Below are 21,851 nucleotides of genomic sequence, written 5' to 3' on the forward strand. Positions count from 1 at the left end.
GAATCGCCTGAGTTTTCGACCCAAGCGTCCGCATTCCGGACGACGCTCATCACATGACCGCAGAAATGAACAGGTACGCGGACTTCGAGGACCTGCGCGCCCAGGCGGTGGCGCTGCGCCGCGAGGGCTTCAGCCTCCGCCAGATCCGCGACCGCCTGAAGATCTTCAACAGCGACCTCCTTCAGCGTCTGGTCAAGGGAGAACCTCCACCGGAGTGGACCAAGCGCCCCAACGCCAAGGACGACCTCCGAGACCGCGCCCGCAAGCTGCGCCTCCAGGGCATGACGTACGACCAGATCCGGGTCGAGCTGGGCTGCTCGAAGAGCTCGATCAGCTTGTGGGTACGCGACCTGCCGAGGCCGGAGCGGAAACGGACCCCGGATCAGGCATCCGAGATCGCCCGGCGCGGGTGGGAGCCCACGATGCGCCGACGCGAGGAAGAGCGGCGGGCGACCAAGAGCGCTGCGGCCGAGGAGATCGGCGCCCTGTCGGAGCGTGAGCTCTTCCTGCTGGGCGTGGGGCTGTACTGGGCCGAGGGCACGAAGGACAAGCCGCACGCGCGGCGCGAGCGCGTCACCTTCGTCAACAGCGACCCTGGGATGGTGCGAGTGTTCAGCGCCTGGCTCGACCTCCTCGGCGTCGAGCCCGAACGGCGGACCTACAGCCTCATGATCCACGAGACCGCCAACGTGGCCGAGGCGGAGCGCTACTGGGCCGAACTCCTCGGCGCCGATCCGGCCCGCTTCGGCAAGACGACCCTCAAGCGACACAATCCGAAGACGATCCGCAAGAACATCGGCACGGAGTACCGAGGATGCCTTGTCATGCGCGTTCTCGGCAGTGCCGACTTGTACCGTCGCATCGAGGGCGCATGGTGCGGCATAGTAGGGGCCGTCGCGTCAGCGGACTAACAACTTGTCCGTTTTGGCCGGTAATGCCATCCCCTGTGGTGTAATCGGCAACACATGTCACTTTGGATGATATGTTCCAGGTTCGAGTCCTGGCAGGGGAGCCATTACGCAAGGGCCCTGACCTCCCAGGTCAGGGCCCTTCCTCGTGGCCGCCCTCCGGCGCCCCGGTATCCTTCGTGCGTCCACCACCCAGAGCCGAAGGGCATATCCGTGAGCGCCACACGCCCGGCCGCCGTCGTCGTCCTCGCAGCGGGTGAGGGCACCCGCATGAAGTCCAAGACCCCCAAGGTGCTGCACGAGATCGCCGGGCGCTCGCTCGTCGGGCACGTCGTGTCCGCCGCCCGCGAGCTGGAGCCCGAGCACCTCGTGGTGGTCGTGGGGCACGCGCGGGAGCAGGTGCGGGGGCACCTGGAGGAGGTGTACCCGGGGACCCGTACCGCCGTGCAGGAGGAGCAGAACGGCACCGGGCACGCGGTGCGGATGGCGCTGGAGGAGCTGGGGGCCGCGCCCGAGGGGACCGTCGTGGTCGTCTGCGGCGACACCCCGCTGCTGTCCGGCGCGACGCTGCGGGCGCTGGCCGAGACGCACGCCGCCGACGGGAACGCCGTCACCGTGCTGACCGCCGAGGTGCCGGACGCGACCGGCTACGGGCGGATCGTGCGGGACGTGGCCAGCGGCGCCGTGACCGCGATCGTCGAGCACAAGGACGCCTCCCCGGGCCAGCTGGACATCCGGGAGATCAACTCCGGCGTGTTCGCCTTCGACGGGCCGCTGCTCGCGCAGGCGATCAAGCAGCTGCGGACGGACAACAGCCAGGGCGAGGAGTACCTCACCGACGTGCTGTCGATCCTGCGCGAGGCGGGGCACCGGGTCGGCGCGTCCGTGGCCCCGGACCACCGCGAGATCCTCGGGATCAACAACCGCCTGCAGCTCGCCGAGGCCCGCGCGCTGCTGAACCAGCGGCTCCTGGAGGCCGCGATGACGGCCGGCGTGACCGTGGTCGACCCGTCGTCCGTGCTCGTCGACGTGACGGTGACGTTCGAGCCGGACGCGGTGATCCACCCGGGTACGCAGCTGCTCGGCGCGACGCACGTCGCCGAGGACGCCGAGGTCGGGCCGAACACGCGGCTGAAGGACACCACCGTGGGCCGGGGCGCCCGGGTGGACAACACCGTGGCCGACTCCGCCGTGATCGGCGAGGGCGCCTCCGTGGGCCCGTACGCCTACCTCCGTCCGGGCACGAAGCTCGGCGCGAAGGCGAAGGCCGGCACCTACGTCGAGATGAAGAACGCGACGATCGGCGAGGGCACCAAGGTCCCCCACCTGTCGTACGTGGGCGACGCGACGATCGGCGAGTACTCGAACATCGGCGCGGCGAGCGTCTTCGTGAACTACGACGGCGTGGCCAAGCACCACACCACGATCGGGTCCCACTGCCGGACCGGTTCGGACAACATGTTTGTGGCTCCCATCACGATCGGGGACGGCGCCTACACGGCGGCGGGGTCCGTGATCACGAAGGACGTGCCGGCGGGTGCGCTGGCCGTCGCCCGGGGCCAGCAGCGGAATATCGAGGGCTGGGTCGCCCGGAAGCGGCCCGGCAGCGCCGCCGCGCAGGCGGCCGAGGCGAGCTCCGAAGGGTCCGCCGGCGCAAGCTGACCGGAAACAGGTACGTCGAAGTCGGCGTACCGTGATACGTGCACACAAATTCGGCTGGTTCGCACACGCGCACGGGAGCGCGGGGTCTCGCGGCCAGAGAACAGTCTGAGGAGACAGTGCTGTGACCGGGATCAAGACGACCGGCGAGAAGAAGCTGATGCTCTTCTCCGGCCGCGCCCACCCCGAGCTGGCCGAGGAGGTCGCGCACCAGCTGGGTGTCGGTCTCGTTCCGACCAAGGCGTTCGACTTCGCCAACGGTGAGATCTACGTCCGCTTCCAGGAGTCGGCGCGCGGCGCGGACTGCTTCCTGATCCAGAGCCACACGGCTCCGATCAACAAGTGGATCATGGAGCAGCTGATCATGATCGATGCTCTGAAGCGGGCCTCGGCCCGGAGCATCACCGTGATCGTCCCGTCGTACGGCTACGCCCGTCAGGACAAGAAGCACCGCGGCCGCGAGCCGATCTCGGCCCGTCTGGTGGCGGACCTGATGAAGACGGCCGGCGCGGACCGGATCCTCACCGTGGACCTGCACACGGACCAGATCCAGGGCTTCTTCGACGGCCCGGTGGACCACCTGTCGGCGCTGCCGGTGCTGGCGGACTACGTGGGCGGCAAGGTCGACCGCGAGAAGCTGACGATCGTCTCCCCGGACGCGGGCCGCGTGCGGGTCGCCGACCGCTGGTGCGACCGTCTGGACGCGCCGCTGGCGATCGTGCACAAGCGCCGCGACAAGGACGTCGCCAACCAGGTGACCGTCCACGAGGTCGTCGGTGACGTGAAGGGCCGCGTCTGCGTCCTGGTGGACGACATGGTCGACACCGGCGGCACGATCTGCGCGGCGGCCGAGGCCCTCTTCGCGCACGGCGCCGAGGACGTCATCGTGACGGCGACGCACGGCATCCTGTCGGGCCCCGCCGCGGACCGTCTGAAGAACTCGAAGGTGAGCGAGTTCGTGTTCACGGACACGCTGCCGGTGCCGGGTTCGCTGGAGCTGGACAAGATCACGGTGCTGTCGATCGCGCCGACGATCGCGCGCGCGGTGCGCGAGGTGTTCGAGGACGGTTCGGTGACGAGCCTCTTCGAGGAGCACTGAGCCCCGGGAACCGCTTCGGAGGGCCGCCTTCCCCGTTCGGGGGAGGCGGCCCTCCGCCGTTCTCCGCCGTTCTCGGCCGGGGTGATCCATTTGGGGGGCCGGGGGCGGCCGGGTAGACTGCTGAGGTTGCTCGGCGAGGGAGGCCGTGCCCGTCAAGGGTCGGCGCTCCGTTATCGACGCGCTCTTCGTAGCAGGCCATCGCCAGTCGGCGGCCGGGTGACAGTCGCCATCGTCACCACCATCACGAGGAGTGCACATGTCCGAGGTGAAGCTCGCCGCCGCCGTCCGCACCGAGTTCGGCAAGGGCGCCGCCCGCAAGATCCGTCGTTCCGGCAACGTCCCCGCGGTCGTCTACGGCCACGGCTCGGAGCCGATCCACATCACGCTGCCGACGCACCAGACCACGCTGGCGCTGCGCACCCCGAACGTCCTGCTGTCCCTGGACATCGAGGGCAAGGGTTCCGAGCTGGCCATCCCGAAGGCCGCCCAGCGCGACCCGCTGAAGGGTGACCTGGAGCACGTCGACCTCCTCCTCGTGAAGCGCGGCGAGAAGGTCACCGTCGAGGTTCCGGTCGTCGCCGAGGGCGAGCTGGCCGCCGGCGGCAACCTGCTGGAGCACGTCCTCAACACCCTCTCCGTCGAGGCCGAGGCCACCCACCTGCCCGAGTCCGTGACGGTCTCCGTCGAGGGCCTGGAGGCCGGTGCGTCCGTGACCGCCGCCGACATCACGCTGCCGAAGGGCGTCACCCTGGTGACCGAGGCCGACGCCGTCGTCCTCCAGGTCCTGGCCGCCCAGGCCGAGGAGCCGGCCGCCGAGGGCACCGAGGGCGACGAGGCCGCCGCCGAGGCCTGAGCCGTAGGCTCTTGTCTGACGTGACGGGGTGACGGGCCGTGCGGCCCGTCACCCCGTTTCTCTTTTTCGACGCGAGGAGATGTCGGTGACCGACGACGCGAACGCGCCCTGGCTGATCGTCGGCCTCGGCAATCCCGGCCCGGAGTACGCGGGCAACCGCCACAACATCGGCTTCATGGTGGTGGACCTGCTGGCGGAGCGGATCGGCGGGAAGTTCAAGCGGGCGCAGAAGGCGCAGGCGCAGGTCGTGGAGGGCCGGCTGGGTCCGGTGGGTCCGGCCAACCGCCGGGTGGTGCTGGCGAAGCCGATGTCGTACATGAACCTGTCCGGTGGTCCGGTGACGGCGCTGCGGGACTTCTACAAGGTGCCGACCGCGCACGTCGTGGCGGTCCACGACGAGCTGGACATCGACTACGCGACGCTGCGGCTGAAGCTGGGCGGCGGGGACAACGGCCACAACGGCCTGAAGTCGATGACGAAGTCGATGGGTCCCGACTACCACCGGGTGCGGTGCGGGATCGGGCGTCCGCCGGGCCGGATGCAGGTGGCGGACTTCGTGCTGAAGGACTTCTCGTCGACCGAGCGCAAGGAGCTGGACTGGTTCGTGGACCGGTCGGCGGACGCGGTGGAGTGCCTGGTGACGGAGGGCCTGGAGCGGGCCCAGTCGGCGTACAACTCCTGACCGTCGACTTTCGGCCGTACGACTGTACGATCGCGGGTCATGACGCACGTCCGGAACGCCGCCATGGTCCTCGTCGCCGTCCTGCTCGTCGTGGCGGGGGTGTGGGCGTCCTGGGGGTCGGCGCAGCACGTCCTGCTGGCGAAGGGGCGTGAGCACGGGACGCTGACGGTGACCGGGTGCACGGACGAGCGGTGCTCGGGTGCGTACGCGCCGGACGACGCCGGTTCGCCGCGGCGGACGCTGACGGTCGAGCGGTCGGTGGCGGCGGGGCCGGGGTCGGTGATCCCGGTGGTGGTGAAGCCGGGGACGGACGAGGGCGTCCGGACCGGCTGGGGCGGCGGGCTGCACGCCTGGCTGCCGCTGGGCGGCGCGCTGGTGCTGGCGGCGCCGCTGGTGGCGGGGGGTCTGCGGCTGCGGCGGACGGCCTGGTCGCTGGCGGGGGCCGGGGCCGGCCTGTGGGTGGCGGCGTTCGTCGCGCTCTGACGGACCGTAAGGTACGACCGGATTCAACCAGTTCCTGGCGGGATCGTTATCGCCCTCTGGGTTAAGCGTGGCTCAAAGCGACGGATAGGCTGCCCCCGCCACCTCCCACGGCATCCCTCATCCCACAGATGGACGACTGCACATGCGACGCTCCCTGATTCCCGCCGCCACGCTTGTCGCGGCCATGGCGGGCTCCCTGGCCCTGGCGACGACCGCCTCGGCCACCAGCGGTGAGTACGAGCTCCAGCTCCACCAGGAGACGCCGATCAAGGCCGCCGACTTCCAGCAGGGCGAGTGCCCTGACACCATCCCGGCCGACAAGGACGGGTGGCACTTCGTGATCCCCGGCGGCGGCACGGACTTTGTGAAGCTGACGGTCACGTTCGACAACGGTGCCCCGATCGAGATCACGTCCTTCGGTCCGCCGAAGGACGACCACGCGTACGTGGCCTCCGAGGCCGGCGCGGAGCTGACCTCCGCCGTCGCGACCGTCAAGGGTGAGCAGGTGAAGTTCTTCAACCTGTCCCACACCTGCGCCGCGGAGGGTGAGACCACCACGGGTGGCACCACGACCGGTGAGACCACCACGGGCGAGACCACCACCGGTGAGACCACCACCGGTGAGACCACCACGGGTGAGACCACGACCGGCGAGACCACCACCGGTGAGACCACCACCGGCGAGACCACCACCGGTGAGACCACGACCGGCGAGACCACGACGGGCGAGGCCACCACCGGTGAGACCACGACCGGCGAGTCGACCGCCACGGGCGAGACCACCGCGACCGGCGGTTCCACCACCGGCGAGACCACGGCCACCGCCACGGGCGAGACCACCGCCACGGGCGAGGTCAAGGGCGAGACCGACACCAAGGGCGGCTCCGAGGAGGGCAACCTCGCGGAGACCGGTTCGAGCGCGCCGGTCGGCGTGCTGGCCGGCGTGGCCGCCGCTCTCGCGGCCGCCGGTGCGTTCCTGGTGCTGCGCCGCCGCAAGGCCGCGCAGAACTGACGTACCCCGCGTACGAGAAGTGCCCCCACGGGATTCCCGTGGGGGCACTTCTCTGTCCGGTGGCGTCAGCCGGTGTTGCGGAGGCCCGCCGCCACGCCGTTGACGGTGAGGAGCAGGGCCCGCGCGAGCAGCGGGTCCGGGTCCTCGCCGGCCTCGGCGGCGGCCCGCTGGCGGGCCAGGAGGGCGACCTGGAGGTAGGAGATCGGGTCCAGGTAGGCGTCGCGGATGGCGAAGGTCTGCTGGAGGACCGGGTTGGAGTCGAGCAGCTTCTCGCCGCCCGTCACCTTCAGGACCTCCTCGACGGTGAGCGCGTGCTCGGCCTCGATCGTGTCGAAGACGTGCTTGAGCTCGTCGGGGACGAGGGTGTCGACGTAGTGGCGGGCGATCCGCAGGTCGGTCTTGGCGAGCGTCATCTCCACGTTGGAGAGGAAGTTGCGGAAGAAGTGCCACTGCTCGTGCATCTCGCCGAGGACGGCGTCGAGGCCCGCCTCGCGCAGGGCCTTGAGCCCGGAGCCGACGCCGAACCAGCCGGGGACGATCTGGCGGGACTGGGTCCAGCCGAAGACCCACGGGATGGCGCGCAGGCCGTCGAGCGAGACGCCGGAGCCGGGGCGGCGGGCGGGCCGCGAGCCCAGGTGCAGGTCGGCGAGCTGGTCGACCGGCGTGGAGGCGAGGAAGTACGTCGGGAGGTCGGGGTCCTCGACGAAGGCGCGGTAGGCGGCGTGGGCGGCTTCGGAGACGACGTCCATCGCCGCGTCCCAGCGGGCCAGGGCCTCGTCGGACTGGCGGGGCGCGGTGTGCAGGGCGGACGCCTGCAGGGTGGCCGCGACGGTCAGTTCCAGGTTCTCCCGGGCGAGGGAGGGGATCAGGTACTTGTCGGAGATGACCTCGCCCTGCTCGGTCACCTTGATCTCGCCCTCCAGGGTGCCCCAGGGCTGGGCGAGGATGGCGTCGTGCGAGGGGCCGCCGCCGCGGCCGACGGTGCCGCCGCGGCCGTGGAAGAGGCGGAGCCGGACGCCGTACCGGTGGGCGACGTCGCGCAGCCGGCGCTGGGCGCGGTGGATCTCCCACTGGCTGGTGGTGATGCCGCCGAACTTGGAGGAGTCGGAGTAGCCGAGCATGACCTCCTGGACGTCGCCGCGCAGCGAGACGAGGCGCCGGTAGGAGGGGTCGGCGAGCATGTCGTTGAGGATGACGTCGGCGGCGCGGAGCTCGTCGGTGGTCTCCAGGAGCGGCACGATGCCGATCTTGGCCCAGCCGGCGTGCAGGTCGATGAGGCCGGCCTCGCGGGCGAGGACGGTGGCGGCGAAGACGTCGTCGGCGCCCTGGCACATCGAGATGATGTAGGACTCGATGACCTCGGGGCCGAAGCGCTCGAAGGCCTCCTTGACGGTGTGGAAGACGCCGAGGGTCTTCTGGCCGGGGGCGTCGAGCGGGGCGGGCGTGGGGGCCAGCGGCCGGCGGGAGCGGAGCTCCTTGGCGAGCAGCCGCTGCCGGTAGTCGCGCGGCATGTCGGCGTACCGCCAGGACTCCTCGCCGAGGCGGTCGAAGAGCTGGCCGAGGGCGTGGTGGTGGGCGTCGGCGTGCTCGCGGACGTCCATGGTGGCGAGCTGCAGGCCGAAGGCCGACAGGGTGCGGATGGTGCGGTCCATGCGGCCGTCGGCGAAGAGGCCGCCGCGGTGCTCGCGCAGGGAGGTCTGGATGAGGGTGAGGTCGCGGATGAGCTCGGCGGTGCCGAGGTAGTCGCGGCCCTCCTGGTGGGGGGTGCCGGCGGCGAGGCGCTCGCGGGTGTTGAGGAGCTTCTGGCGGACGCAGGTGGCCTTGAGGCGGTACGGCTCCTCGGCGTTGAGCCGCTTGTAGCGGGGGCTGATCTCGGGGAGGAGGTCCAGGTCGCGCTGGAGGGAGTCCAGGAGTTCCTGGGTGGCCCCGGTGTAGCGGATGGAGTTGGAGAGCAGTCCGCGGAGGAAGTCGATGAGCTCCAGGGCGTCGGTGATGCCGTGCTCGTGCTGGAGGATCAGGACGTCCCAGGTGACCTGGGGGGTGACGTTGGGGTTGCCGTCGCGGTCGCCGCCGATCCAGGTGCCGAAGGTGAGCGGGCGGGTGCCGGCGGGCAGCTCGAAGCCGACGCGCTCCAGTTCGGCGGCGAGGTCCTCCAGGACGTCGCCGACGGCGCCCGCGTGCAGCTCGTCGAGGTAGTAGATGGCGTTGCGGGCCTCGTCGGCGGGCTCCGGGCGGACGACGCGGAGTTCGTCGGTCTGCCAGATGAGGTCGATGTTCTCGGCGAGCCGCAGGTCGTGGCGGCGCCGGTCGGAGTCGATGACCGGCGTCTCCAGGAGGGCGCCGATGCGGCGGAGCTTGTTGAGGACCGAGCGGCGGGCGGCCTCGGTGGGGTGCGCGGTGAAGACCGGGCGCACGTTGAGGTTCTTGACCGTCTCGCGGACGTGGGCGGGGTCGCCGTCCTTGAGCATGTCGGCGGTGCGGGCGAGCAGGCCGCCCTCGGCGGCGCGCTTCTCGCGGAGCTCGCGGCCGCGGTGGACCTGCTCGGTGACGTTCGCCAGGTGGAAGTAGGTGGAGAAGGCGCGGACGAGCTTGGCGGCCGTCTCCAGCTCGACGCCGCGCAGCAGCTCGGCGGCGGCGTCGCCGTCCTCTCGGGTGAGGCGGCGGACCTTCTCGACGAGGTCGAGGAGCTCGTGGCCCTCCTGGCGCACGAGGGTCTCGCCGAGGAGATCGCCCAGTCGGCGGATGTCGGCGCGCAGCTCGGCGTTGGTGGTGGGAGTCTGGTCGGCACTGCTCACAGGTGCGGCTCCTTGCAGTGTTCAAGCACGTCTGGAGGGTTCTGGAGGCTTGCGGACCGCGCTGTCCGACGGTCCCAGGATAGGTGTCCAATCCCTGGACGTCGGGGAGCCCCCCGCTTGTGCCCTCTTGCCGCGTGCCGCGGCGCTGCCATACTTACGACGCCGTAGGTTACGCAGCCGTAGCCTCGGCCCGCTCTGCACCGTATGCCCCCCTTCCCCTCACCCCCAGGGACACGTATGACCATCAGCCCCGAGGTGACCTCGGCGTCCGAGGTGACCGATCCGGTCCAGGCCCTGCCCTCCGCCACGCTCGGCGGGGACAGCAAGCGCTCCGTCGAGCAGATCACGCTGCTCCTGTTCATCACGGTGCCGTTCGCGGCGCTGGTGGCGGCGGTGCCGCTGGCCTGGGGCTGGGGGGTGAGCTGGCTGGACCTGGGACTGATGACGGCGATGTACTTCATCGGCTGCCACGGCATCACGATCGGCTTCCACCGGTACTTCACGCACGGTTCGTTCAAGGCGAAGCGGCCGCTGCGGATCGCGCTGGCGATCATGGGCTCGCTGGCGGTGGAGGGGCCGCTGGTGCGGTGGGTGGCGGACCACCGCAAGCACCACAAGTTCTCCGACGCGGAGGGCGACCCGCACTCGCCGTGGCGGTTCGGGGAGACGGTCCCGGCGCTGATGAAGGGCCTGTGGTGGGCCCACATCGCCTGGATGTTCGACGAGGAGCAGACGCCGCAGCACAAGTACGCCCCGGATCTGATCAAGGACCCGGCGATCCGGCGGATCTCGCGCCAGTTCGTGCTGTGGACGATCGTGTCGCTGGCGATCCCGCCGGTGGTGGGCGGTCTGGTGACGTGGTCGTGGTGGGGCGCCTTCACGGCGTTCTTCTGGGGCTCGCTGGTCCGGGTGGCGCTCCTCCACCACGTGACGTGGTCGATCAACTCGATCTGCCACGCGGTGGGCAAGCGTCCGTTCAAGTCGCGCGACCGTTCCGGGAACGTGTGGTGGCTGGCGGTCCTCTCCTGCGGGGAGTCCTGGCACAACCTGCACCACGCGGACCCGACGTCGGCCCGGCACGGCGTGCTGAAGGGGCAGATCGACTCCAGCGCCCGGCTGATCCGCTGGTTCGAGCTGGCGGGCTGGGCGACGGACGTGCGCTGGCCCGCGCAGTCCCGTATCGACGCCCGGCGGCAGGCCGCGCCCTCCGACGCGGCATGATGGACGACGTGGCGATCGACGGCAGTTCCAGCAGCACCAGCGAGCAGAAGCCCCGGCGTGGCCGCCGGGTGAGGATGACCGGCGCCGAGCGCCGGGAGCAGCTTCTGGACATCGGCCGGACGCTCTTCGCGGAGAAGGGCTTCGAGGGCACGTCGGTGGAGGAGATCGCGGCGAAGGCCGGGGTGTCGAAGCCGGTGGTGTACGAGCACTTCGGCGGCAAGGAGGGGCTGTACGCGGTCGTGGTCGACCGGGAGATGCGGCAGCTGCTCGACGGTGTGACGGGCGCCCTGACCGCCGGCCATCCCCGTGAGCTCCTGGAGCAGGCGGCCTTCGCCCTCCTCGACTACATCGAGAACTACACGGACGGTTTCCGGATCCTGGTCCGGGACTCGCCGGTGGCGCAGTCGACGGGCACGTTCGCGTCGCTGATCAGCGACATCGCCACGCAGGTCGAGGACATCCTGGGTCTGGAGTTCAAGGCCCGCGGCTTCGACCCGAAGCTGGCGCCGCTGTACGCGCAGGCGCTGGTCGGCAGCGTGGCGCTGACCGGCCAGTGGTGGCTGGACGTCCGCAAGCCGAAGAAGGCCGAGGTGGCGGCGCACCTGGTGAACCTGGCGTGGCACGGCCTGGACGGCCTGGAGCAGAAGCCGCGGCTGATAGGGCACCGGAAGAACTGAGCAGGTGTTCGGGCCGGCGGCCTTCCGCCGGGCCCGGTCCGGCGTCTCACGAAAAGATTCGTTTCCGCCTCAACGATCAACGCTATGATCCCCCCACATCCGGGGGGGGTGTTTCGCCCTCCGCACGTGGCCCCTGTGCGTGCCGCGCGGAGGTGGTGCGGAGCCCCGACCTGGATACCTGTTCTCACGTTCCCCAGGGGGGGATCATCTTGCGTACCGCTTTCTCCGGGCGCGCCCGCCGTGTCGCCGCGTGCACCGCGCTCGCCCTCTCCGTCGGCATGCTGCTGGCGACCCCCGCGTCGGCCGGCTCTCCGGTCCCGCGTCCGTCGGCCGAGAAGCCGGCCGTCTCGTCCGAGGTGCCGAAGCGGGCGCTGCTGCCCGCGGCCGAGGGCCGCGCGGGCGCCGCCGCGGCCGGCGCGCTCGACCCGCTGCTGTCGGACGTCGACGGCGACGGCTACGAGGACACGCTGCTCCGTTCGATCAACGGCAAGGTCTACGCGGCGACGACGCAGGACCACGGCTACGACGGCGCGTTCCAGCTGGGCGGCCGCGGCACGGAGGTCGCCAAGGACCTGATCCCGGTCGGCAACCAGTACGGCGGGACCGGTCCGGAGGTGCTCGTCCTCTCCGAGAACGGCACGATGATGATGTACGAGGACGCGTCCTACGGCGGCTCGTACTCGGAGACCCGGGTCGGCACCGGCTGGCAGATCTACAACAAGGTCGTCTCGCCGGGCGACGTGAACGGCGACGGCCGCGCGGACGTCCTCGCCCGGACGCCCGCGGGTGAGCTGTACTTGTACCTGGGCACCGGCCACAGGACGGGTCCGTTCTCCACCCGGAAGCGGATCGGCGGCGGCTGGGGCGTCTACGACCAGGTGGTCGGCGTCGGTGACAACACGGGGGACGGCGTCGCCGACGTGTACGCGCGTGACTTCACCGGCCGGCTGTGGTTCTACGCCGGCACCGGCGACCTGAGCCACCCGTTCTCCACCCGCCGGTACATCGGCCAGGGCTGGGGGACCTACAACCAGCTGGTCCCGGCGGGCCACGGCCGGCTGGGCGCCCGGGACAACGCCGGCACCGTGTACACGTACACCTCCCGGGGCGGCGGCATCCTGTCCCCGCGGGTGAAGTCCAGCGACACGGGCGGCTGGTCCGGCGTGGCGCAGTTCGCGAACGCCGGCAGCGTCCCGACGACGGGCAAGGAAGGCATCATCGCCCGCTCGAACGGCGGGACGCTGTACTGGTACACGAACACCACGCGCGGCGTCCTGTTCCCGCGTCAGCAGTACAGCCAGGAGGGCGCCTGGGCCGGCGCCGCCCTCACCCACCTCTCGTCGCTGGACCCGGACGGCGAGTCCGACTTCGCCGAGGTGTACCAGGGCGGCCTGTACGTCGACAACACGCTGATCGGCTGGGGCTGGGGCGCGTACGACGCCCTGGTCGGCCCGGGCGATCTGAGCGGCGACGGCAGGGGCGACCTGCTGGCGCGGGACAGGAACGGCGTCCTGTACCTGTACAAGGGCAACGGCCTCGGCAGCGCGTTCTCGTCCCGGATCCGGGTCGGCGACGGGTGGAGCGCCTACAACAAGCTCCTCGGCGCCGGCGACTACACCGGTGACGGCCGCACGGACCTGCTGGCCCGCTCCAAGGCCGGCGACCTGTACCTGTACGCGGGTACGGGCAGGGCGAGCGCGCCGTTCAAGGGCCGGGTGAAGATCGGCGGCGGCTGGGGCGGCTACAAGCACCTGGTGGCGGCCGGCGACCTGAACGCCGACGGCAAGGCGGACCTGCTGGCCGGCACGTACGGCGGCGCCCTGTACCGCTACACCAACACCACGCCCGGCACGTTCGCGCCGCGCGCCCACCTCGGTACCGGCTTCCAGGTCTACAACCTGATGGGCTGACGCCTTCGGGCCCCGTCGGGGTGTCCCGTGCCGGTTTCCCGGTACGGGGCACCCCGTTTTTTATCCGTTCGCTTCGGTGTCGGTGGGGCGCGTTACACTCACGCTCATATTCGGGTGGATGTTCGCCCCGCGCACGCGCATACGCGTGCGAAGGCGTCGCGAACCTGCGCGGATACCCATTTCTCTTCGTTCCCCAGGGGGGGATCTTTTGCGATCCATGTTCTCCGGGCGTGGCCGCCGTGTCGCCGCGTGCACCGCGCTCGCCCTCTCCGCCGGCATGCTCCTGTCGACCCCGGCGTCGGCCGCCGAGCCGGCCCCGAGCTCCTCGGCCGAGAAGCAGGCCCCGTCCTTCACGCCGCCGAAGCAGCTGCCGCGCCCCGGCCAGGACGGCGCCCGTGCGGGTGCCACCGCGGCCGAGGCCGTCTCGCCGCTGCTGTCGGACCTGAACGGTGACGGCATCGAGGACCTCATCTTCCGCGCGATCGACGGTCAGTTGTACACGGACATCCCCGGTGAGGAGACGTTCGAGCTGCACCGCTACCAGGCCGGCGTGGCGAAGGAGATCGTCCCGATCGGCGACCAGGGTGGTTACACCACCGAGCCCGAGGTGCTGGTCACCTCCGAGGACGGCACGCTCACGCTCTACCAGGACGTCGACCCGTCCGGCACCCCGTACGAGTACCGGGTGGGCGGCGGCTGGCAGGTCTACAACAAGATCACGTCGCCCGGTGACGTGAACGGCGACGGCCGTGCCGACGTCGTCGCCCGCACCCACGACGGCCAGCTGTACCTGTACCTGGCCACCGGCGACCTGGCCAAGCCGCTCGGCGGCCGGATCGCCGTGGGCCCCGGCTGGGGGGTCTACGACCAGATCGTCGGCGTGGGCGACGGCAACGGCGACGGCCGCGCCGACCTCTACGCCCGGGACTACACCGGCACCCTCTGGTGGTACGCCGGCACCGGTGTCAACGCCAAGCCGTTCGGCACCCGCAAGGCCATCGGCACCGGCTGGAACACGTACAACCAGATCCTGCCCGGCGGCGACGGCAGCCTGTTCGGCCGCGACAACTCGGGCACGATGTACCTCTACCTCCCGAACGGCGACGGGACCCTCTCCGGCCGCCAGATGTACGGCGGTCTGGGCGACTTCGAGGGCATCGCGCACTTCGCGGGCGCCGGCAGCAACCCGTACACCGGCAAGGAGGGCGCCATCGGGCGCGACTCCCAGGGCACGCTGTGGTGGTACACGAACAACACCAAGGGCGGCCTCTACCCGCGGGACATGCTCTTCGACACGGGCTGGTTCCAGGGCGTCACCTACGCGCACCTGTCCTCGATGAACCCGGATGCGTCCTCCGACGTCGCCGTGGTCGACGGCGGCGAGCTGTGGATCGAGGGCAACCCCATCGGCACCGGCTGGGGCATCTACAACACCCTCGTCGGTCCGGGCGACCTGAGCGGCGACGGCAAGGCCGACCTGCTCGCCCGCGACAAGAGCGGCGTCCTGTACCTGTACAAGGGCGACGGCACGGGCGAGAAGCTCGCCACGCGGATCCGCGTCGGCTCCGGCTGGGGCGCGTACAACAAGATCCTCGGCGCCGGCGACTACACCGGTGACGGCCGCACCGACCTGCTGGCCCGCACCACCGGCGGCGACCTGTACCTGTACCCGGGCACCGGCAACGCCACCACCCCGTTCAAGACGCGCATCCACATCGGCGGCGGCTGGAACACGTACAAGCACCTGGCCGCCCCCGGCGACCTCAACTCGGACGGCAAGGCCGACCTGCTCGGCGTCGCCACCAACGGTGACCTGTACCGCTACCTGGGCACCAGCCCGAACAAGTTCTCCACCCGCGCCAAGATCGGCCCCGGCTACCAGATCTACAACACCTTCTCCTGACGCCTCCCGGCAGCCGACGGCCGCCCCGCACCGGATCGCTCCGGTGCGGGGCGGCCGCGTTTCCGGCCCGTCCGCGTCAGCCCGGCTTGCGGGCCACCGCGAAGACGCGGCGGAAGGGGAAGACCGTGCCGTTCGGGCCCTGGGGATAGGCGTCGCGGAGGAGGGCGCGGTACTGGGAGAGGAAGGCCTCGACCGCCTCGTGGTCGTCGCCGAGGGTGGTGAGGACCGGGCGGAGGGCGGTGCCCTTGACCCAGTCCAGGACGGCGTCCTCGCCCTGGAGGAGCTGGCAGTAGACCGTCTCCCAGACGTCGGTCTCGCAGCCGAGGGCGGTGAGGCGGGCCAGGTAGTCGGCGGGTTCGAGGATGTGGACGAAGCGGCGGCCCTGGTCGTGGAGGCGGGCGCGCCACTCGGGGAGGGCGCACAGCTCGCCGAGGAGGGCGTGGCTGGGGGAGGTGAAGTTGGCGGGGACCTGGAAGGCGAGGGTGCCGCCGGGGCGGAGGCCGTCGATCCAGGAGGCGAAGGACTCGGGGTGGTTGGGGACCCACTGGAGGGCCGCGTTGGAGACGATCAGGTCGTAGGGCTCGGCGGGGGTCCAGTGGGCGGCGTCGGCGGGGCGGAAGTCGAGCCAGCCGCCGCCGGAGGTGGTGCCGGCCCAGTCCTTCTCGGCCTGTTCGAGCATCTCCGGCGAGAGGTCGAAACCGGTGATGTGGGCGTCGGGCCAGCGCTCGGCGAGGAGGGCCGTGACGTTCCCGGGGCCGCAGCCGAGGTCGGCGATGCGGGCGGGGCCGCCGTGGCCCGGCAGCGGGGGTATTCGGTGGAGGAGGTCGAGGAAGGGGCGGGTGCGGTGGGCGGCGTGGCGGAGGTACTGCCGTGGATCCCACACCGGCGCGACGACGGAGTCGACGGAATACATGTTCGAAGCCCCCTTGCAGGCGAGAGTCGGCCAAACGGAACCGGTTCCGGCCGGGTCTCTTCCCCATAGTTGCGGGAACTATATCTCGATGTCGAGATTCATGACGTCGAGAAACTCGAATACAAGAGACTTTATGTCAACAGACCCACTACACTGATCACATGGAGGACGAGGTCGACCGTCTGGTCGCTGCATGGCGCCGCGAGCGCCCGGACCTCGACGTGGAACCGTTGGAGGTCCTCAGCCGCGTCTCCCGGCTGGCCCGGCACCTCGACCGCGCCCGCCGCCTCGCCTTCTCGGAGCACCAGCTGGAGCCCTGGGAGTTCGACGTCCTCACCTCGCTGCGCCGCGCCGGAGCCCCGTACCAGCTCTCCCCCGGCCAGCTCCTCACCCAGACCCTGGTCACCTCCGGCACCATGACCAACCGCATCGACCGGCTCACCAAGAAGGGCCTGGTCGAGCGGCTGCCCGACCCCAGCGACCGGCGCGGGGTGCTGGTCCGGCTCACCCCCGAGGGGCGCGACCGCGCCGACGAGGCGCTGGCCGGACTGCTCGCCCAGGAGCGGGCCATCCTCGCCCAGCTCAGCCGCCCGCAGCGGGCCGAGCTGGCCGCCCTGCTACGCCGGCTGACCGCCCCGTTCGACAACGTTCCCGGCTAGCTCCGGCAGCGGCGCCGGGCCGACACCCGCCCGCCGGGCCAGGGCGACCGCCGCCAGCGTCGAGTGCACGCCCAGCTTCCCCAGCACGTTCTGCATGTGCGTCCGCACCGTGTGCGGGGACAGGAAGAGCCGCTCCGCCACCGCCTTCCGGCCGAGCCCCGCCACCATGCAGCGCAGCACCTCCCGCTCGCGCGGGGTCAGCGACTCCACCAGGCGCTCGCTCTCCGTGCGGTGCTTCCGGTCCGCCGTCAGCTCCCGCAGCACCCCCGTCAGCAGCGCCGGCGGCAGATGCGTCTCGTCCCGCAGCACCCCCCGGACCACGGCGAGCAGCCGCTGGAGCGAGCAGTCCTTCGCCACCCAGCCGGACGCCCCGGCCTGGAGCGCCAACGCGGCCCTGCGGGGGTCGTCGCGCTCGGCGAGCACCACCGCGCGGACCGCGGGCTGGGCCTTCCGCACCCCGGCGACCAGGGCGATCCCGTCCACGGCCGGTTCGCCCTCCGGCGCGGCGGGGACGGCCGCGGGCGCCGCGCCCAGCTCGGCGTCGACGAGCAGCACGTCGAAGCGCCGCCCCTCCGCGACGCCCCGGTCCAGACAGCGCAGGGCGGCGGGACCGCTGCCCGCCGCGGCGACGTCGACGTCGGGCTCGGCCGCGAGCGCGGCGGCCAGCGACTCGGCGAAGACGCGGTGGTCGTCCACCACCAGGACCCGGATTCGTGCCACGGACACCCCCAAGTGTCGAGGAGAGACCGGCGCGGTACGACGCCGGGGGCGGGTCCGTCGGGTGCACGGCCGCCGCCGTGCCCAGACTGCTACCCCGCTCCCGGCGCCGTACCCGACGGGTCTCGCTCCCCTGAACGGCACCGGCCCCCACCGGTGCTGCCCCACAGAGTAGGGGCGGGGCGGCACCGTGGGGGCCGATTGGCGGAAGTGTCCGAAGTCGGGCGTCCGTGTGTCCGGACGGTGGATCAGAGGCGGCGGGCGCCCGCCGAGGGGACGGCCGGAAAGATCCCCGGCTCCGCGTACCCGGCGGCGGCGAACGCCGTGCGGACCGCGGCGCCGATCTCCTCCGCCCGGTCCGCCTCGACGAGGACCACCGCGGAGCCGCCGAAGCCGCCGCCGGTCATCCGGGCGCCCAGCGCGCCCGCCGCGTTCGCCGCCTCGACGACCAGGTCCAGCTCCGGGCAGGAGACCCGCAGATCGTCCCGGAGCGAGGCGTGGCCCTCGGTGAGGACCGGGCCGACCGCGCGGGTCGCGCCGGCGTCGAGCAGGGCGATCACCCGGACCACCCGGTCGTTGTCCGAGACGACGTGCCGGACGTACCGCAGCATCGTCTCGTCGCTCAGACGGTCGAGCGCGGCGGGCAGATGCGCGGCGTCCACCTCGCGCAGGGCGCTCACCCCGAGCGCCCGCGCGCCCGCTTCACAACCGGCGCGCCGCTCGGCGTACGCGCCGTCCCCGAGCGCGTGCTTCACGCGGGTGTCGACGACGAGCAGCGCGAGCCCCTCGGCGGCGAGGTCGAAGGGCACCTGGCGGTACGACAGGTCCCGGGTGTCCAGGTGGAGGGCGTGGCCCTCCTCGGCGCAGGCGGAGGCCATCTGGTCCATGACGCCGCAGGGCACGCCGACGAAGGCGTTCTCGGCGCGCTGGGCGATCCGGGCCAGCTCGGGGCGGCTGAGACCCAGGTCGAAGAGGTCGTTCAGGGCGAGCGCGGTGACGACCTCCAGGGCGGCGGAGGAGGAGAGCCCGGCGCCGGTCGGCACGGTGGAGGCGAGGTGGACGTCGGCGCCCGTCACCGGGTGCCCGGCCGCCCGCAGCGCCCACACGACCCCGGCCGGGTAGGCGGCCCAGCCGCCGCCGGAGAGGGGTGCGAGCTCCGCCACGTCGAGCTGGACGATGCCGCCGTCGACGTCGGCCGAGTGCAGGCGCAGCACGCCGTCGTCGCGGCGGGAGACGGCGGCGACCGCGGTGTGCGGCAGGGCGAGCGGCAGCACGAAGCCGTCGTTGAAGTCGGTGTACTCCCCGATGAGGTTGACGCGCCCGGGGGCGGCCCAGACGCCGTCGGGGCGGGCGCCGTACAGCGCCTCGAAGTCGGCGGCGACGCTCACGCGTTCTCCTTCTGGCGGTGGCGGGCGAAGGCCCAGGCGTCGGCGACGACCTCGGCGAGGTCCGGGCGGGACGGCGTCCAGCCGAGCCGGTCGCGGGCGGCCTCGGCGGAGGCGACCAGCACGGCGGGGTCGCCGGGGCGGCGCGGGGCGGTGACCTCCGGGACCGGGTGGCCGGTGACCTCGCGGACGGTCTCGATCACCTCGCGGACGGAGAAGCCGTTGCCGTTGCCGAGGTTGCAGATGAGGTGGTCGCCCGAGGTCATCGCGTCGAGGGCCAGGAGGTGGGCCTCGGCGAGGTCGGCGACGTGGATGTAGTCGCGGACGCAGGTGCCGTCGGGGGTCGGGTAGTCGTCGCCGTAGACGGAGATCGCCTCGCGGCGGCCGAGGGCGACCTGGAGGACGAGCGGGATGAGGTGCGACTCGGGGTCGTGGCGCTCGCCCAGCGGCCCGTACGCCCCGGCGACGTTGAAGTAGCGCAGCGAGACGGCGGCGAGGCCGTGGGCGGCGCACTCGCCGGTGATCATGTGGTCGACGGCCAGCTTGCTCGCCCCGTACGGGCTGGTGGGGGCGGTCGGCGCGGTCTCGGTGATCGGCACGGTCGCCGGCTCGCCGTAGGTGGCGGCGGTGGAGGAGAAGACCAGCTTGCGGACGCCGGCGGCGCGCATCGCGGCGAGCAGCGCCATGGTGCCGCCGACGTTGTTCTCCCAGTACTTCTCAGGCTTGCTCACGGACTCGCCGACCTGCGAGAAGGCGGCGAAGTGCAGCACGCCGTCGTAGGAGCCGTCGAGCCACCGGGCGGCGTCCTGGACGCGGCCCTCGACGAACTCGGCGCCGGCCGGGACGCCTTCCCGGAAGCCGGTGGAGAGGTCGTCGAGGACGGTGACGCGGTGGCCCCGCTCCAGGAGGTGGGCGGCGACCACGCTGCCCACATAGCCGGCCCCGCCGGTGACCAGGTACTTCTCGGGCGTCGTCATGCGGTTGCCACCTCTCGGATGCGCCGGGCCGCGTCCTCCGGCCGGATGTCGTTCATGAACGCGCCCATGCCGGACTCGGTGCCCGCGAGGAACTTCAGCTTGCCGGAGGCGCGCCGGACGGTGAACAGCTCCAGGTGCAGTCCGAAGTCCTCCCGCCGCTCGTCCGTGAACGGCGCCTGGTGCCAGGCGGCGATGTAGGGCGTGGGCGGCTCCGCCGGGCCGAAGATCCGGTCGAAGCGCCTCAAGAGTTCCAGATAGACCTGTGCGAAGTCCGTCCGCGCCGCCTCGTCGAGGGCGAGCAGGTCGGGGACGCGCCGGGTGGGGTGCAGGTGGACCTCGTACGGCCACTTGGCGGCGTAGGGGACGAAGGCGATCCAGTGCTCGGTCTCCAGGACCACCCGTTCGGCGTCGGCGCGCTCGCGGGCGACGAGGTCGTCGAAGAGGTTCCGGCCGGTCCGCCGGCGGTGCTCGTCGAGGCGGCGGCGGGTCAGGGCGGTGCGGGGGGTGACGTACGGGAAGGCGTAGATCTGGCCGTGCGCGTGGGGCAGGGTGACGCCGATCTCCCGGCCCCGGTTCTCGAAGCAGTAGACCTGCTCGACGCCGGGGAGGGCGGAGAGTGCGGCGGTGCGGTCGGTCCAGGCGTCGAGGACCAGGCGGGCCCGCTCCTCGTCGAGGTCGGCGAAGGAGGCGGTGTGGTCGTCGGTGAAGCAGACGACCTCGCAGCGGCCGACGCCGCCGGAGAGGGAGGGGAAGCGGTTCTCGAAGACCGCGACCTCGTAGCTCTCCTCGGGGATCTCGCTCTCGCGTCCGTCCCGGGCCGGGCAGAGCGGGCAGGCGTCGGCCGGCGGCAGGTAGGTGCGGCTCTGCCGGTGCGAGGCGACGGCGACGTGGTCGCCGGTCAGCTCGTCGTACCGGATCTCCGAGCGGGAGGTGACGGGGGCGAGCGGGCGCGGGTCGACGGCGGTGCGGACGGTGTCGTCGCGGCTGTCGTAGTAGATCAGCTCGCGCCCGTCGGCGAGCGTGGTGACGGTCTTCTTCACGGGGTACCCTCCGGGCGCGAACAAACAGAACCACGCACAAAGAATCACAACCGAACATCGGAGTCAATGGCGGGGCCGCGCGCCGGCTGTCGGCGGGGTCAGCGCGGGGTGCGCTGGCTCGGTACCGCCCGCTCCAGCAGGCCCGTGCGCGCCGCCAGGGCCGCCGCCTCCAGGCGCGACCCCACGCCGAGCTTCATCAGCACCCGCTGGACGTGGGTCCGTGCCGTGCTCGGGGCGATGCCCATCCCCGCCGCGATCAGCCGGGTGTCCTCCCCTTCCGCGACCCGCACCAGGACCTCGACCTCCCGGTGGGTCAGCAGCCGCAGCAGCCGCTGCGCCTCGTCGTCCGGCTGGGCCGCCGGGTTCAGCAGCTCCGCGAAGGCCCCCGCGAGCAGCTGCGGCGCCACCGCCGTCTCCCCCGCCCGCGCCTTCAGCAGCGCCCGCTCGACGCCCTCGATCCGCTCGTCGTGCCGGACGTACCCGGAGGCCCCGGCCGCGAAGGCCGCCGCGATCCCGCGCGGCGAGGGCACCGGGCCCAGCACCACCACGGCCACCTGAGGGCGCTCCCGCTTGATCCGCGCGACCGGGTCGAAGGCCCCGGGCGCGGCCGGCGCGGCCGTGCCGAAGAGGCAGACCTCCGGCGCCCGGCCGACCACCACCTCCGCCGCCCCCGCCGCCGGCGCGGCCGCCGCGAGCACCCGGTGCCCGCGCAGCTTCAGTGCCGAGGCGAGCGCCTCCGCGAGCAGGCGGTGGTCGTCCACGACCACGAGCCGAACGCCCATCCCGTCATCCCCCATCCCCCGGGCGTGCCGCACCCCGGCACCTCTGACCCGGCAAGCTACACGCTCCCCCGCCCCACGGTCCGCCAACCTCCGCGCCCCGAAAGGGGGATGTCCGGCGTGATCACCTCACACGCGCCGGACGGCACCCCCGCGCCTGCGGCGTGGCACCGTCGCCC

19 protein-coding genes and 1 tRNA gene are annotated in these 21,851 nt (G+C 72.0%); 13 read left to right on the forward strand and 7 right to left on the reverse strand.

What is annotated here, in order from left to right:
- Positions 1-53: 53 nt before the first annotated feature.
- The 8 genes from ABFY03_RS15655 (at position 54) to ABFY03_RS15690 (ending at position 6,696) form a co-directional block, all read left to right on the forward strand.
- Complete coding sequence (locus ABFY03_RS15655; protein ID WP_346170154.1) at positions 54-911, forward strand: hypothetical protein; 858 nt, start codon at positions 54-56, stop codon at positions 909-911.
- Between the two features lie 29 nt (positions 912-940).
- Positions 941-1,015 (forward strand) — tRNA-Gln (locus ABFY03_RS15660).
- A gap of 106 nt (positions 1,016-1,121) precedes the next feature.
- Complete coding sequence (glmU, locus tag ABFY03_RS15665; protein ID WP_319011172.1) at positions 1,122-2,570, forward strand: bifunctional UDP-N-acetylglucosamine diphosphorylase/glucosamine-1-phosphate N-acetyltransferase GlmU; 1,449 nt, start codon at positions 1,122-1,124, stop codon at positions 2,568-2,570.
- A 121-nt stretch (positions 2,571-2,691) separates the two neighbouring features.
- The gene (locus tag ABFY03_RS15670) at positions 2,692-3,666 is read left to right on the forward strand and encodes a ribose-phosphate diphosphokinase (protein WP_031007234.1); all 975 of its coding nucleotides are present in this window, start codon (positions 2,692-2,694) and stop codon (positions 3,664-3,666) included.
- Between the two features lie 256 nt (positions 3,667-3,922).
- Positions 3,923-4,519, forward strand: a complete 597-nt coding sequence (locus ABFY03_RS15675; RefSeq protein WP_319011171.1) for a 50S ribosomal protein L25/general stress protein Ctc — start codon at positions 3,923-3,925, stop codon at positions 4,517-4,519.
- A 79-nt stretch (positions 4,520-4,598) separates the two neighbouring features.
- Positions 4,599-5,201 carry an aminoacyl-tRNA hydrolase gene (gene pth / locus ABFY03_RS15680; protein WP_319011170.1) on the forward strand — a complete coding sequence of 201 codons (603 nt, stop codon included), beginning with the start codon at positions 4,599-4,601 and terminating at the stop codon, positions 5,199-5,201.
- 39 nt (positions 5,202-5,240) lie between these two features.
- Positions 5,241-5,684 carry a hypothetical protein gene (locus ABFY03_RS15685; protein WP_346170155.1) on the forward strand — a complete coding sequence of 148 codons (444 nt, stop codon included), beginning with the start codon at positions 5,241-5,243 and terminating at the stop codon, positions 5,682-5,684.
- Positions 5,685-5,826: 142 nt separating this feature from the next.
- Positions 5,827-6,696, forward strand: coding sequence for an LPXTG cell wall anchor domain-containing protein (locus ABFY03_RS15690; RefSeq protein WP_346170156.1), 870 nt, complete (start codon positions 5,827-5,829; stop codon positions 6,694-6,696).
- Positions 6,697-6,761: 65 nt separating this feature from the next.
- Here ABFY03_RS15690 and ppc read toward each other — a convergent pair whose 3' ends face one another.
- Complete coding sequence (gene ppc / locus ABFY03_RS15695; protein WP_319011167.1) at positions 6,762-9,491, reverse strand: phosphoenolpyruvate carboxylase; 2,730 nt, start codon at positions 9,489-9,491, stop codon at positions 6,762-6,764.
- A 237-nt stretch (positions 9,492-9,728) separates the two neighbouring features.
- Here ppc and ABFY03_RS15700 point away from each other — a divergent pair, with 237 nt between their 5' ends.
- From ABFY03_RS15700 to ABFY03_RS15715, 4 genes are all read left to right on the forward strand, one after another.
- The gene (locus ABFY03_RS15700) at positions 9,729-10,712 is read left to right on the forward strand and encodes an acyl-CoA desaturase (protein WP_346170157.1); all 984 of its coding nucleotides are present in this window, start codon (positions 9,729-9,731) and stop codon (positions 10,710-10,712) included.
- Complete coding sequence (locus tag ABFY03_RS15705; RefSeq protein WP_078868049.1) at positions 10,709-11,389, forward strand: TetR/AcrR family transcriptional regulator; 681 nt, start codon at positions 10,709-10,711, stop codon at positions 11,387-11,389. The genes ABFY03_RS15700 and ABFY03_RS15705 overlap by 4 nt, the downstream gene beginning before the upstream one ends.
- Before the next feature lie 209 nt (positions 11,390-11,598).
- Positions 11,599-13,299, forward strand: coding sequence for an FG-GAP-like repeat-containing protein (locus ABFY03_RS15710; RefSeq protein WP_346170158.1), 1,701 nt, complete (start codon positions 11,599-11,601; stop codon positions 13,297-13,299).
- Positions 13,300-13,516: 217 nt separating this feature from the next.
- Positions 13,517-15,202 carry an FG-GAP-like repeat-containing protein gene (locus tag ABFY03_RS15715; protein ID WP_346170159.1) on the forward strand — a complete coding sequence of 562 codons (1,686 nt, stop codon included), beginning with the start codon at positions 13,517-13,519 and terminating at the stop codon, positions 15,200-15,202.
- Between the two features lie 76 nt (positions 15,203-15,278).
- On the opposite strand, the gene ABFY03_RS15720 is transcribed toward ABFY03_RS15715, so the two are convergent.
- A complete protein-coding gene (locus tag ABFY03_RS15720) occupies positions 15,279-16,115 on the reverse strand; it encodes a trans-aconitate 2-methyltransferase (RefSeq protein WP_319012711.1) in 837 nt (278 codons plus the stop codon).
- 161 nt (positions 16,116-16,276) lie between these two features.
- On the opposite strand from ABFY03_RS15720, the gene ABFY03_RS15725 reads away from it, so the two are divergent.
- Positions 16,277-16,774: a MarR family winged helix-turn-helix transcriptional regulator gene (locus ABFY03_RS15725; protein ID WP_030494707.1), complete on the forward strand. Its 498-nt coding sequence runs from the start codon at positions 16,277-16,279 to the stop codon at positions 16,772-16,774.
- Here the strand turns inward: ABFY03_RS15725 and ABFY03_RS15730 are convergent.
- From ABFY03_RS15730 to ABFY03_RS15750, 5 genes are all read right to left on the reverse strand, one after another.
- Positions 16,733-17,506 carry a response regulator transcription factor gene (locus ABFY03_RS15730; protein WP_319012712.1) on the reverse strand — a complete coding sequence of 258 codons (774 nt, stop codon included), beginning with the start codon at positions 17,504-17,506 and terminating at the stop codon, positions 16,733-16,735. The two genes, ABFY03_RS15725 and ABFY03_RS15730, sit on opposite strands and share 42 nt — an antisense overlap.
- Positions 17,507-17,739: 233 nt before the next feature.
- On the reverse strand, positions 17,740-18,879 hold the full coding sequence (gene galK / locus ABFY03_RS15735; protein WP_319012713.1) for a galactokinase: 1,140 nt from the start codon (positions 18,877-18,879) through the stop codon (positions 17,740-17,742).
- The gene (gene galE, locus ABFY03_RS15740; RefSeq protein ID WP_319012714.1) at positions 18,876-19,853 is read right to left on the reverse strand and encodes a UDP-glucose 4-epimerase GalE; all 978 of its coding nucleotides are present in this window, start codon (positions 19,851-19,853) and stop codon (positions 18,876-18,878) included. The genes galK and galE overlap by 4 nt, the downstream gene beginning before the upstream one ends.
- Positions 19,850-20,893, reverse strand: coding sequence for a galactose-1-phosphate uridylyltransferase (gene galT / locus ABFY03_RS15745; protein ID WP_346170160.1), 1,044 nt, complete (start codon positions 20,891-20,893; stop codon positions 19,850-19,852). Before galT ends, galE begins: the two co-directional genes overlap by 4 nt.
- Positions 20,894-20,991: 98 nt before the next feature.
- Positions 20,992-21,675 carry a helix-turn-helix transcriptional regulator gene (locus tag ABFY03_RS15750; RefSeq protein ID WP_346170161.1) on the reverse strand — a complete coding sequence of 228 codons (684 nt, stop codon included), beginning with the start codon at positions 21,673-21,675 and terminating at the stop codon, positions 20,992-20,994.
- Between the last annotated feature and the right edge of the window lie 176 nt (positions 21,676-21,851).

Source organism: Streptomyces roseofulvus (assembly GCF_039534915.1).
Classification (GTDB): Bacteria; Actinomycetota; Actinomycetes; order Streptomycetales; family Streptomycetaceae; genus Streptomyces; species Streptomyces roseofulvus.